Annotated in this window: 14 protein-coding genes; 9 read left to right on the top strand and 5 right to left on the bottom strand. The window is 64.4% G+C overall.

Annotated elements, in window-relative coordinates:
• Position 1: 1 nt before the first annotated feature.
• The 3 genes from P9228_RS29300 to P9228_RS29310 all read right to left on the bottom strand — a co-directional run bounded on the left by P9228_RS29300 (position 2) and on the right by P9228_RS29310 (position 2,549).
• On the bottom strand, positions 2 to 862 hold the full coding sequence (locus P9228_RS29300; RefSeq protein WP_095799807.1) for a lytic transglycosylase domain-containing protein: 861 nt from the start codon (positions 860 to 862) through the stop codon (positions 2 to 4).
• A gap of 3 nt (positions 863 to 865) precedes the next feature.
• Positions 866 to 2,116, bottom strand: coding sequence for a flavodoxin-dependent (E)-4-hydroxy-3-methylbut-2-enyl-diphosphate synthase (gene ispG, locus P9228_RS29305; RefSeq protein ID WP_067319688.1), 1,251 nt, complete (start codon positions 2,114 to 2,116; stop codon positions 866 to 868).
• Between the two features lie 253 nt (positions 2,117 to 2,369).
• The gene (locus P9228_RS29310) at positions 2,370 to 2,549 is read right to left on the bottom strand and encodes a YdcH family protein (RefSeq protein ID WP_040998838.1); all 180 of its coding nucleotides are present in this window, start codon (positions 2,547 to 2,549) and stop codon (positions 2,370 to 2,372) included.
• Positions 2,550 to 2,784: 235 nt separating this feature from the next.
• Between P9228_RS29310 and P9228_RS29315 the strand changes: the two genes are divergently transcribed.
• A complete protein-coding gene (locus tag P9228_RS29315) occupies positions 2,785 to 2,988 on the top strand; it encodes a DUF465 domain-containing protein (RefSeq protein ID WP_067001951.1) in 204 nt (67 codons plus the stop codon).
• A gap of 24 nt (positions 2,989 to 3,012) precedes the next feature.
• Here P9228_RS29315 and P9228_RS29320 read toward each other — a convergent pair whose 3' ends face one another.
• Positions 3,013 to 3,813 (bottom strand): IclR family transcriptional regulator, encoded by an 801-nt coding sequence (locus tag P9228_RS29320; RefSeq protein WP_278056911.1) that lies wholly within the window; start codon positions 3,811 to 3,813, stop codon positions 3,013 to 3,015.
• 163 nt (positions 3,814 to 3,976) lie between these two features.
• On the opposite strand from P9228_RS29320, the gene P9228_RS29325 reads away from it, so the two are divergent.
• The 8 genes from P9228_RS29325 (at position 3,977) to P9228_RS29360 (ending at position 10,427) form a co-directional block, all read left to right on the top strand.
• Positions 3,977 to 4,807 carry a transporter substrate-binding domain-containing protein gene (locus P9228_RS29325; RefSeq protein ID WP_189413851.1) on the top strand — a complete coding sequence of 277 codons (831 nt, stop codon included), beginning with the start codon at positions 3,977 to 3,979 and terminating at the stop codon, positions 4,805 to 4,807.
• 123 nt (positions 4,808 to 4,930) lie between these two features.
• Entirely contained in the window at positions 4,931 to 5,596 is a 666-nt protein-coding gene (locus P9228_RS29330) for an amino acid ABC transporter permease (RefSeq protein WP_067319366.1), read from the top strand.
• Entirely contained in the window at positions 5,596 to 6,246 is a 651-nt protein-coding gene (locus tag P9228_RS29335) for an amino acid ABC transporter permease (RefSeq protein ID WP_067001941.1), read from the top strand. The genes P9228_RS29330 and P9228_RS29335 overlap by 1 nt, the downstream gene beginning before the upstream one ends.
• A 4-nt stretch (positions 6,247 to 6,250) precedes the next feature.
• Positions 6,251 to 7,045 (top strand): amino acid ABC transporter ATP-binding protein, encoded by a 795-nt coding sequence (locus P9228_RS29340; RefSeq protein WP_067319368.1) that lies wholly within the window; start codon positions 6,251 to 6,253, stop codon positions 7,043 to 7,045.
• 37 nt (positions 7,046 to 7,082) lie between these two features.
• The gene (locus P9228_RS29345) at positions 7,083 to 7,544 is read left to right on the top strand and encodes a RidA family protein (protein ID WP_067001934.1); all 462 of its coding nucleotides are present in this window, start codon (positions 7,083 to 7,085) and stop codon (positions 7,542 to 7,544) included.
• Positions 7,545 to 7,561: 17 nt separating this feature from the next.
• Complete coding sequence (locus tag P9228_RS29350; RefSeq protein WP_127247190.1) at positions 7,562 to 8,767, top strand: aminotransferase class V-fold PLP-dependent enzyme; 1,206 nt, start codon at positions 7,562 to 7,564, stop codon at positions 8,765 to 8,767.
• Between the two features lie 89 nt (positions 8,768 to 8,856).
• A complete protein-coding gene (purE, locus tag P9228_RS29355) occupies positions 8,857 to 9,354 on the top strand; it encodes a 5-(carboxyamino)imidazole ribonucleotide mutase (protein WP_095778130.1) in 498 nt (165 codons plus the stop codon).
• The gene (locus P9228_RS29360; protein ID WP_278056916.1) at positions 9,351 to 10,427 is read left to right on the top strand and encodes a 5-(carboxyamino)imidazole ribonucleotide synthase; all 1,077 of its coding nucleotides are present in this window, start codon (positions 9,351 to 9,353) and stop codon (positions 10,425 to 10,427) included. Before purE ends, P9228_RS29360 begins: the two co-directional genes overlap by 4 nt.
• Positions 10,428 to 10,433: 6 nt before the next feature.
• Here P9228_RS29360 and P9228_RS29365 read toward each other — a convergent pair whose 3' ends face one another.
• On the bottom strand, positions 10,434 to 10,850 hold the full coding sequence (locus tag P9228_RS29365) for a lysozyme inhibitor LprI family protein (RefSeq protein ID WP_067319373.1): 417 nt from the start codon (positions 10,848 to 10,850) through the stop codon (positions 10,434 to 10,436).
• Positions 10,851 to 11,140 lie beyond the last annotated feature (290 nt).

Below are 11,140 nucleotides of genomic sequence, written 5' to 3' on the forward strand. Positions count from 1 at the left end.
GCTACCGGTTTCGCATAACCAGGCACGCCCCGCCGACGCTTTGCAGCTTATTGCAGATGCCGTTGGCCTCGGCGCGCGAGTCGGCACCGATCCTGACCGCATAGATGCCGCGCCGGCCGATCGGCGTGCGCACGCGGCTGACCACAGGATCATGGCTGCCAAGCAGGGAAGGGAATCGGCCGCGAACCCGCAACCACTGGCTGATTGCGGCGGAGCGGCGGAAATTGCCGGCCACCTGAACGCCCCACGGCTTGACGTTGATCGAGGCCATGGCGACGGTCCGCGACATGATCACCGGCAGCCTGCGGCAGGCGACCGCGAAGCTCATCTTCGGATCGAGCGGCCGGATAGTGCCGGCATAGGCGGTGTCCGAGAACTTGTCGACCGGCTCGCCCATGATGTCGAAGACATAGCTTTCGGTCTCCATCGGCAGGAAGCCGCCGGAGGACAGCCAGCGCGATACGCGGTTCTCGCCCGCATTGTAGGCGGCAGCCGCGAGGCCGAGATTGCCGTAGCCCGCCTTCATCTCGGCAAGATACTTGGCCGAGGCGGGGATCGCCTGCCCGATGTCGAAGGGATCGGCAAGCCCGCGCAGCTTGGCCGTGCCCGGCATGAACTGCGCGATGCCTTCGGCGCCCACGGGGCTCACCGCATTGGGATCGAAGCGGCTCTCCTTCCAGATCAGCCGGGCGAAGAAATCCTTGGGCAGGCCATTTTGCTCGGCCTGAGTTTCGATCAGATCACAGACGCGGTTGATCAGCCGTTTTGCGGCCGATCGCGACTGCGGCGGATCGGCGAATGCCTGACCGGCAGGGATCAGCGCGCAAATCAGGATCAGTGCCGTCCTGAGCAAGCGCTGCATGGCTCATTCCGCGGCGGCTTTGCCGTGTCCGTACCGCTGCTCGATATAGTCGGCGACCATCTTTTCGAAATCCTGCGCGATCGAGGGGCCACGCAGCGTCGCCGCCTTCTTGCCGTCGATGAACACCGGCGCTGTCGGCGTCTCGCCGGTTCCGGGCAAAGATATGCCGATATCGGCATGCTTGGATTCGCCGGGGCCGTTGACGATGCAGCCCATCACCGCGACCTTGAGGTTCTCAACACCCGGATATTTCTCACGCCACACCGGCATGTTCTTGCGGATGTCGGCCTGGATGCTTTGGGCCAGCTCCTGGAAGACGGTGGAGGTCGTGCGGCCGCAGCCGGGGCAGGCCGCGACGATCGGCACGAACTGCCGGAAGCCCATCGTCTGCAAAAGTTCCTGCGACACCTGCACCTCGCGCGTGCGGTCGCCGTTCGGCTCCGGCGTCAGCGAGATGCGGATCGTGTCGCCGATGCCCTGCTGCAGGAGGATACCCATGGCAGCCGAGGAAGCGACGATGCCCTTGGTGCCCATGCCGGCCTCGGTCAGCCCGAGATGCAGCGCATGGTTGGAGCGGGTCGCAAGCTCGGTATAGACGGCGATCAGATCCTGCACGCCGCTGACCTTGGCCGACAGGATGATCTTGTCGCGGCCGAGCCCGATCTCTTCCGCCATCTCCGCCGACAGGATCGCCGACTGCACGATCGCCTCGCGGGTGACTTCCTGGGCGGTGAGCGGCGAGCCCCGGCCCTGGTTGTCATCCATCAGCCGGGTCAAGAGCTCCTGGTCGAGCGAGCCCCAGTTGACGCCGATGCGCACCGGCTTGTCGTATCTGATCGCCATCTCGACGATCGCGGCGAACTGGCGGTCCTTCTTTTCCTTGAAGCCGACATTGCCGGGGTTGATGCGGTATTTCGCCAGCGCCTCGGCGCAGGCCGGGTGATCGGCGAGCAGCTTGTGACCGATATAGTGGAAGTCGCCGACCAGCGGCACGTTGACGCCGAGCCGGGCCAGCCGATCACGGATGCGCGGCACGGCAGCGGCGCTCTCGTCGCGGTCGACAGTGATGCGCACGATCTCCGAGCCGGCGCGATGCAGCGCCGCCACCTGGGCAACGGTTTGATCGATGTCGGCGGTATCGGTGTTGGTCATCGACTGCACGACGACCGGCGCGCCGCCGCCGACCATCACGCCGCCGACATCGACGCCGACCGATGCGCGCCGCGGGAAAGGAGAAGAAAAATATCCGGTCATGCCGGCCGCCTTCATCTGGAAGTTCCGGGCATGAGGTGGCGGAGCAAAGATGGCTTGTCAATGGCCGGTGACAGCCACGGTCCGCAAATCGGCTGCGCTTGGTTGGCGGCCGCGCGGTTCAGCAGCCCACATCGGGCTGCGGTTGCATTCCGGGAAGACTCGGGAAATTCAGCGCAAACTCACCGTACCGGCGGCATTCTTGCCACCGGTTGGGTTGCACCCGACGGGTGCGGTTATGTTGCCTAGAGGAGTTTCAGTGTGCCGTCGGTTTCGCCTTCAGCTTTTCAATCTCGTCCTTGATTGCCAGCTTGCGCCGCTTGAGAGTGGCGATCTCGAGGTCGTCTACCGAAGGATGATTCATCGCGTCGATAAGCTCGCGCTCGATGTCGCCGTGCTTCCGCTGCAGCTCATCAAGATGGGATGCAAGAGACATGATTGGTTCTCCCTTTCATGGATTCCTCGATTGCAGCCGTCTCAGGCACGTCCACCGCAGGTCGCAACTGTGACGGCACGATGACAGTTTGCCACCAACCAATCTCGATGTCGAATGCCGCGTGGTAGCATTCCACGACAATGTGAAATGTGATATCAGCGGCGCGCCGGTCACAAACCCCACCGGCCCCGCCCAAAGGCTCATCCCTGGGCGACGCATACGCAGACGGTAGATAATGTCCGAACAGGAACAGGCTGAGATACGCCTCGAATATTCCCGGCTCAAACAGGAACACGCCGATTTCGACGCCGCCATCAATGCGATGATCGCCATGGGTTGCGACCCGCTGCAGATCCAGCGCATGAAGAAGAAGAAGCTGATGCTGAAGGACCGGCTGATGGCGCTGGAAGACCGCATCATCCCCGACATCATCGCCTGACCGGCAGCTTCTTACGCTCGACGGCTAAGAGATCGAAAGCCGCGCGGCGCGGTCACGCAGCAGCGCGACCAGCTCGCCTGTCCGATCTTCCGACGTGTCGATCGGAACCACCAGGCACATCGTCGCCTCGATCTTCCCGGGCGCTGAAAAGACCGGCGCCGCCAAGCATTTGGTATAGGCGTCGACAAGGCCCGACGTCACGCAGTAGCCGGTGACGCGGGCTTTCGCGATGTCGTCGATGAAGTCGTCGAGCTCGATCTTGCGGCCGTCCGGCAGCACGAGGTCGTCCCGCGAGATCATCGCCTCGATCCGGCTGCGTTCCAGGCCGGCGAGCAGCAGCCGGCCCGACGCGGTCCAAGGCAGCGGGATCTGCAGACCGGTCGCCGAGCTGATGCGGAACGGCCTGGTGCCCGGGCTCGAATGGACGATCGTGTAGCGGCCGCTCTGCAGCATGCACAGCTCCGAGGTCTCGCCCGTCTCGCGCGACAGCGTGTCGACCTCCTGCCGCCCGCGTCTGAGCAGGTCGTTGCCACGCATATAGGCCATTCCGTAGAGGTAAAGCTTCTTGCCGAAATAGACGCGGTTGCCGTCGCCGGCCATCTCCAGGAGACCGGCACCGACCAGTTCCCGAACCAGCGTGTAGGTCGTCGAGCGGGGGGCGTTGAGCCCCTTGGCCAGCTCGCCGATGCCGATCGCACGCTGCGTGGCATGCAGGAACTCCAGAATGTGCAGCGCGCGGTTGAGACCCTTTTCGCGAGAGTTCGCGGGCCTCTCTTCCTCAGAACCTGCGGCCTGCCACTCGGTCAGCGCTTCGCCATCTTGCATTGTCGATTCCCGGTGTTAGTATCTGTCTTGTACAGGATACATACGTCTCTTGTAAGAGACAATCGTATGTCGATTGCTGACGCGTGTATTGATGGGGAACACACCACCAAAGGAGGTCGCCGTGAACGACACATCCGGAAGACGTGATTTTCTGAAATTGGGAATGGCCGGACTTGCTACCGCCGGCGCGCTCACCGCGGTCAGCGCCGAGAAGGCCGCCGCGCAAGCCGCGTCCGACAGCGTGCTGCGGACCGCGCTCGATCGCGGCAAGCTGATCGTCGGCACCGGCAGCACCAACGCGCCGTGGCATTTCGAGAACGATGCCGGCGAGCTGGTCGGCATGGACATCACCATGGGGCGCATCCTCGCCAAGGGCCTTTTCGATGACCCGACGAAGGTCGAATTCGTCATGCAGGATCCGGCGCAGCGCATTCCGAACGTGACCACCAATAAGGTCGATATCACCATCCAGTTCATGACCATGACGGGGCAGCGCTCGCAGCTGATCCACTTCTCGCGCCCCTACTATGTCGAAGGCGTCGCGCTGCTGACGCTGCCGGGGTCCGAGAACAAGACTTTCGACAAGCTGCTGGCGAACGGCTCCGCCACGCGCATCTCGATCCTGCAGAATGTCGATGCCGAAAACTCGGTGCACTTTGCCCTGCCCCAGGCGCAGGTCATGCAGATCGACACCCAGGCCAACGTGCTGCAGGCGCTGGAATCCAAGCGTGTCGACGCCGCCGCGGTCGACCTCTCCACCGTGCGCTGGCTCGCCTCGCGCAACCCGGACAAATACTTCGACGCCGGCAAGAGCTGGTATTCGATGCTTTACGGCGCGGCCATCAGGCAGGGCGACCTCGACTGGCTGACCTACGTCAACCAGACCTTCACCATCGCCATGTTCGGCCACGAGACGGCACTCTACGACGCTGCCTTCAAGGAATATTTCGGCCAGGAACCGCCGCCGCGCCATCCGGGCTTCCCGGTCATCTGACGAGGCCTGTCTGACTTTAGCCGGCGGAGGGCCGCAGCAAGCGCCCTTCCGCCTGTTCTCCTCGACACGGGCTCCTGCAGTGGCGAATTCTGGATCGTCACCACAGGCCATTGAGACGGACGCATGGGCTATACGCTCAATTTCAACCTGATCTGGCGCCACTTCGACAAGCTGTGGGGCGGACTGCTGCTCAGCCTCGAGCTTGCCGTGATCTCGATCGCCATCGGCATTGTCATCGGACTGGTACTGGCCGTCTGGTATGTCTCGGCCGGGCGTGTCGTGCGCGGCATTATCGCCTCTTACGTCGAATTCATCCGCAACGTGCCGCTGATCCTGCTGGTCTATCTGGTGTTCTACGGTCTGCCGACCGTCATCGACCTGGCCTACAGCGCGCAGACGTCCTTCGTCGCCACGCTTGCCGTCTACAGCGGCGCCTATCTCGTCGAAGTGTTCCGATCCGGCCTCGAAGCCGTGCCGCGCGGCCAGATCGATGCCGGCAAGGCGATCGGCCTTACGCCATGGCAGCGGCTTGTCCATGTGCGGCTGCCGACGATGATGCGCATCACCCTGCCGGCGCTTTCGAACACGTTCATCTCGCTGTTCAAGGACACGTCTGTCGCTTCCGTCATCTCCGTGCCCGAACTGACCTACGGCGCGCAGTGGATCAACTTCAACACCTTCCGCATCGTCGAGGTCTATCTGGTGGTGACGGCGATGTATCTGGTGACGGGTTACGCCCTGCTCTTCGCGCTCCGGCTGGTCGAGCGCTGGTATAGGACGGCGCGCTGATGCTTGGCCAGATCGCTTACGCCCTGCCGTTCCTCGCCGAAGGCTTCGCGCTGACGCTTTGGGTATCGCTGCTGGTCGTGGTGCTGTCGCTGATCGCCGGCGTTGTCCTCGGCGTTGGCCTCGTCTACGGGCCCGCACCCTTGCGCTGGGCGGTGCGGATCTTCAGCGACACCGTCCGCGGCATCCCGATCCTGGTGCTGATCTTCTTCGTCTATTACGGCCTGCCGGCCGTCGGCGTGCATCTCCAGTCCTTCTGGGCGGCGGTGCTGGCGTTGACCTTGTTCAAGACCGCGCAGGTCGTCGAATATCTGCGCGGTGCCGTCGCCTCGATCCCGAAAGGCCAATCGGAAGCGGCGATGGCGATTGGCCTGACCTTTCGCCAGCGCCTTACCTACGTGATTTTCCCGCAGGCCTTCCGCCGCTTCCTGCCGCCTTGGATCAACGGCGTCACCGACGCGGTCAAGGGCAGCGCGCTGGTCTCGCTGCTCGGCATCACCGATCTGATGCAGGCCATCAACCAGGTCATTGGCCGCACCTATGAGGCGATGCCGCTCTATATCCTCGGCGCCCTTCTCTATTTCGGCGTCAACTACGCGCTTTCGCTTGCCAGCCGACGGCTGGAGCAGCGCTTTGCCTTCATCCGGGAATAGCACAATGGCCACCACTTCCGATAACAGCCCTGCGCTTCTCGATATCGCCGAGGTCTCGAAATCCTTTGGCTCGGTCGAGGTACTGCGCTCGGTCAGCCTCAAGGTGGCGAAGGGCGAGGTGGTCGCCATCATCGGACCGTCCGGCAGCGGCAAGACCACGCTGCTGCGCTGCGTCAACTTCCTCGAAAGCTACGACAGCGGCTCGATCCGCATCGACGGCAAGGAGGTCGGTTTTCGCGACGGCGGCGCGCGCCAGCGCCGCAGCGAGCGCGACTTGGCCGCCATGCGCGCCGAGACCGGCATGGTGTTCCAGGGCTTCAACCTGTTCCCGCATCTGACGGCGGCCGGCAACATCATGCTCGGCCTCACCAAGGTACGCGGCAAGAGCAGCGCCGAGGCGCGCTCGATCGCCGAGCACTGGTTGGGTCGTGTCGGTCTCGCCCACAAGGCCGACAGCCTGCCCGCCGAGCTTTCCGGCGGCCAGCAGCAGCGTGTCGGCATCGCCCGCGCCGTCGCCATGGAGCCGAAGATCCTGCTGCTCGACGAGATCACCTCGGCCCTCGATCCGGAACTCGTCGGCGAGGTTCTGGCCGTGGTGAAAAGCCTCGCCGAGGACGGCATGACCATGGTGATGGTGACGCATGAGATGGCTTTCGCCCGCGACGCCTCAAGCCGCATCGTCTTCATGGCCGACGGCGGCGTCAGTGCCGTCGGGCCGCCGAAGGAGGTGCTTGCCGCGGAGACCACGAACGAGCGCCTGCGGACTTTTTTGGCGCGCTTCCGCGCCTCGCAATTCTGACATCGGATGGCAAATGCCATCCAAGGAGCATTCTTCCATGACGCCTTACACCCGGCTCGCCGAACTCGGCCTGACGCTGCCCGAGCCGCCAACGCCCATCGCCAACTTCGTTACTCATGCCGAGAGCGGCCGGCTGATCTTCCTCTCGGGCCAGGGGCCGCTGCGCGCCGATGGCACGCTTTGCACCGGCAAGGTCGGCGAGGACGTCACCGTCGAACAGGCCTATGAGCATGCCCGGCTCACCGGCCTCAACCTGCTTGCCGTCATGCACGCGGCGGCGGGCGACCTCGGGCGCATCGTGCGCGTCGTCAAGCTGCTCGGCTTCGTCAATGCAACGCCGACCTTCAGCGATCACCCAAAGGTGGTCAATGGCTGCTCCGATCTCTTCGCCGATGTCTTCGACAAGATCGGCGGCCACGCGCGCTCGGCGATCGGTGTCGGCTCGCTGCCTGGAAACATCACCGTCGAAATCGAAGCGGTCGTCGAGATCGCCGCCTGACACTGGGATCTGCTGCCATGAAAACCTATTCCGAGAACGGCTCCAACACCACGATCCGCGAGCGGCTGGGACTCCGTCCGATCATCAACGTCTCGGGCACGATGACGACGCTCGGCGCTTCCATCATCGTCCCGGAAGCGATCAGCGCCATGGCCGAGATCGCCTCGCAATGGGTGGAGATGGACGATTTGCAGCGCGCCGCGAGCGCAGTCGTCGCCCGTCTCACCGGCAGCGAGGCCGGCTTCATCACCGCCTGCTGCGCCTCAGGCATCACAATGGCGATCGCCGGCGCGATGACCGGCACCAACCTGCTGGCCATCGAACGGCTGCCCGACGACACCGAAGGGCTGAAATCGGAGGTCGTCATCCAGCTCGGCCATATCGTCAATTACGGCGCGCCGATCGATCAGTCGATCCGCGTGGCCGGCGCCAAGGTCATTCCGGCGGGCACCGTCAGCGTCACGCAGGATTACCACGTGCGCGAGGCGATCAACGAGCGCACCGCGGCCGCGCTTTACGTCGTCGCCCACCACACGGTGCAATACGGCATGCTTTCGCTAGAGGAGTTCTGCGAGATCTGCCACGCCAAGAATGTGCCGGTGATCGTCGATGCCGCTTCGGAATACGATCTGCGGACCTTCCTCGCGCGCGGCGCCGACATCGTCGTCTACAGCGGCCACAAATTCCTGAGTGGCCCGACCAGCGGCATCGTCACCGGCCGCAAGGACCTGGTGCGCGCCGCCTATCTGCAGAATCGCGGCGTCGCGCGGGCCATGAAGGTCGGCAAGGAAAGCATCGCCGGCACCATGGCGGCGCTCGACGCTTGGGAAAAGCGCGACCATGCCGGCATTCGCCGGCGCGAAGAGGCGGCGCTCGATCTGTGGAAGGATGCGCTGCAAGGCATTCCGGGCATCGGCGCTGAGATCGTGCCCGACCCAACCGCCAACCCGCTCGACCGCCTGCAGGTCTTCGTCCGTCCGGAGAGCCGCTTCACCGCCGCGGGCCTAGCCTCGGCTTTGGCCGCCGGCTCACCGCCCGTCATCGTGCGCAACCATGAGGTCGAGCGCGGACACTTCTTCCTCGACCCGTGCAACCTGCATCCCGGCGAGGCCGAGATCGTCGCCGAGCGGCTGCGCGCGGTTCTGACCGCGAAGGAGCGTCCCGCGGATGCGATGAAAGCGGCGCGCAAGGATTCATCCGGGGCGCTGCGCTGGCCGGACTAGACCTCGCCACCGTCGGCCCACAGCCGCGACAATCCTTGCGGCTGCCGGCGAATTCCGCTAAGGCGCCTTTGCCGCCGGGAGCGAAAACCTTGACCGATCAGCGTGCCGACGTCGCCATCATCATGGGCAGCCAGTCCGACTGGGCGACGATGCGCCAGGCGGCGGAAACGCTGGATGCGCTGGGCATCCCGCACAAAAAACTGATCGTCTCGGCACACCGCACGCCGGACCGCCTCTATGAATTCGCCAAGGGCGCCAAGGCGGCCGGCTACAAGGTGATTATCGCCGGCGCCGGCGGCGCGGCGCACCTGCCCGGCATGACGGCGGCGATGACGCCGCTGCCCGTCTTCGGCGTGCCGGTGGAATCCAAGGCGTTGTCCGGCCAGGATTCGCTGCTCTCCATCGTGCAGATGCCGGCCGGCATTCCGGTCGGCACTTTGGCCATCGGCAAGGCCGGTGCTGCCAACGCGGCCCTTCTCGCCGCAGCCGTCCTGGCGCTGAGCGATGAAAAACTCGCCGCCCGCCTCGATGCCTGGCGCACCGCACAGACCGCCAAGGTCGCCACCGAACCGGCAGATACCCCGTGAGTCTGGCCCCGGGATCGACCATCGGCATCATCGGCGGCGGCCAGCTTGGCCGCATGCTGGCTATGGCAGCCGCTCGCCTTGGCTACCGCACGGTCGTGCTGGAGCCGGAGGCCGATTGCCCGGCGGCGCAGGTCGCCAACCGGCAGATCGTCGCCGCCTATGACGATCCGGCGGCCCTTGCCGAACTGGCCGGCGCCAGCGCTGTCGTCACTTACGAATTCGAGAACGTCCCGGTTCAAGCGGCGCAGACACTCGCGGCGCGCGTTCCCGTCTGTCCGCCGGCCCGCGCGCTGGAAATCGCGCAGGATCGCGTGACCGAAAAAAGCTTCCTGAACGGCATCGGCGTTCCCACAGCCGAATTCTGCCCAGTGGACAATGACGAGCAGCTGACGGCCGCGCTGAAGAAATTCAGCGGCAGCGGCGTGCTGAAGACGCGCCGCATGGGCTATGACGGCAAAGGCCAGCGCGTCTTCCGCAACATGGAGACCGGCGGCTTTGCCGGCACCTGCGAGGCGATGGGCAATGTGCCGCTGATCCTCGAATCGCTGGTCGCTTTCGAGCGCGAGATTTCGGTGATTGCCGCGCGCGGGCAGGACGGCTCGGTTGCAGCCTACGATCCGGCCGAGAATATCCATCGCGAAGGCATATTGCGAACGTCGACATTGCCGGCCGCCATCGCACCGGACACCGCATCGGCGGCGAAGCAAGCGGCAGCAAAAATCCTTGCGGCGCTCGACTATGTCGGCGTCATCGGCGTCGAGTTCTTCGTCCTCGCCGACGGTTCGCTTTTAGCCAATGAGCTCGCGCCGCGTGTCCACAATTCCGGCCACTGGACGGAAGCCGCCTGCATCGTTTCGCAGTTCGAACAGCATATCCGCGCCGTCGCCGGCCTGCCGCTGGGCTCGCCTGCACGGCATTCCGACTGTGTCATGGAAAACCTGATCGGCGATGACATGCTGAAGGTTCCGGCGCTGCTCGCCGAGCCCGGCCTGATGCTGCATCTCTACGGCAAGGCCGAGTCGCGGCCCGGCCGCAAGATGGGCCATTTCACGCGCATTGAGCGTCGGCGCTAACGCCGGCTACTGCACGTCTTCGTCCTCGTCCGGGCTGGCGCAGCTCGGATCGCCTTCCTGGCAGTTGGGGCCAAAGGTGAGTTGCTTGGTGCGCTCGGTCGTCAGCTCCGTCAGGCATTGCGAAACCTCCATCGGGTGGATGGAACCGCCCTCGCTGTCGGCGGTCGAATAGGCGCATTCGGCGTCGCGGAAGGCGATCCAGGCGCGCTGTGCGGTCTGCAGCAACTTGTTGGCCTTCTCGTCATTGCGGCCGACAATATCCTTGTAGGCGGCGTTGAGCTTGGCATCGGCCGCCTGATAATCGGCATTGGCGCAGATATTCATCATCGACTGGCTGTCGTCGCTGCGATCGCAGTCCTCGGCCCATGCAGCCGGAACCGTCGCGATGAGGACAAGGCATGCGGGCAGAAAGAGACGGCGCATGATAAGACTCCGTTTCGCTGAGAGCATCTGCAACCTAGAGGAATCGCTTGGCGTCGCAGAAATGCGGCTAAACAAATAGACATAACCGGAGGGGACCTATGTCCCGCTCTGGCGTGGCCCGCAACATTCCAGCCGCCTCTGAGTCGCGCAATGCCGCGCGTTACCTATGGCGAATATTTGATCAGCGCACCATTTGCGGCATAAGAGCCGCCCGCTTGCGGTTGACACGGGCAAGGCTCCTCGTTTATGAGCCACGCAAGTTCAAGGCGCGCTTTTTTCGGGCGCGCCTT

Origin of the sequence: Mesorhizobium sp. WSM4898 (assembly GCF_029625845.1) — a bacterium.
Classification (GTDB): domain Bacteria; phylum Pseudomonadota; class Alphaproteobacteria; order Rhizobiales; family Rhizobiaceae; genus Mesorhizobium.

Coding starts and splice junctions, on each gene's coding strand:
- P9228_RS29300 (WP_095799807.1), bottom strand. CDS start 862: ATGCAGCGCTTGCTCAGGACGGCACTGATCCTGATTTGCGCGCTGATC.
- ispG (WP_067319688.1), bottom strand. CDS start 2,116: ATGACCGGATATTTTTCTTCTCCTTTCCCGCGGCGCGCATCGGTCGGC.
- P9228_RS29310 (WP_040998838.1), bottom strand. CDS start 2,549: ATGTCTCTTGCATCCCATCTTGATGAGCTGCAGCGGAAGCACGGCGAC.
- P9228_RS29315 (WP_067001951.1), top strand. CDS start 2,785: ATGTCCGAACAGGAACAGGCTGAGATACGCCTCGAATATTCCCGGCTC.
- P9228_RS29320 (WP_278056911.1), bottom strand. CDS start 3,813: ATGCAAGATGGCGAAGCGCTGACCGAGTGGCAGGCCGCAGGTTCTGAG.
- P9228_RS29325 (WP_189413851.1), top strand. CDS start 3,977: ATGGCCGGACTTGCTACCGCCGGCGCGCTCACCGCGGTCAGCGCCGAG.
- P9228_RS29330 (WP_067319366.1), top strand. CDS start 4,931: ATGGGCTATACGCTCAATTTCAACCTGATCTGGCGCCACTTCGACAAG.
- P9228_RS29335 (WP_067001941.1), top strand. CDS start 5,596: ATGCTTGGCCAGATCGCTTACGCCCTGCCGTTCCTCGCCGAAGGCTTC.
- P9228_RS29340 (WP_067319368.1), top strand. CDS start 6,251: ATGGCCACCACTTCCGATAACAGCCCTGCGCTTCTCGATATCGCCGAG.
- P9228_RS29345 (WP_067001934.1), top strand. CDS start 7,083: ATGACGCCTTACACCCGGCTCGCCGAACTCGGCCTGACGCTGCCCGAG.
- P9228_RS29350 (WP_127247190.1), top strand. CDS start 7,562: ATGAAAACCTATTCCGAGAACGGCTCCAACACCACGATCCGCGAGCGG.
- P9228_RS29365 (WP_067319373.1), bottom strand. CDS start 10,850: ATGCGCCGTCTCTTTCTGCCCGCATGCCTTGTCCTCATCGCGACGGTT.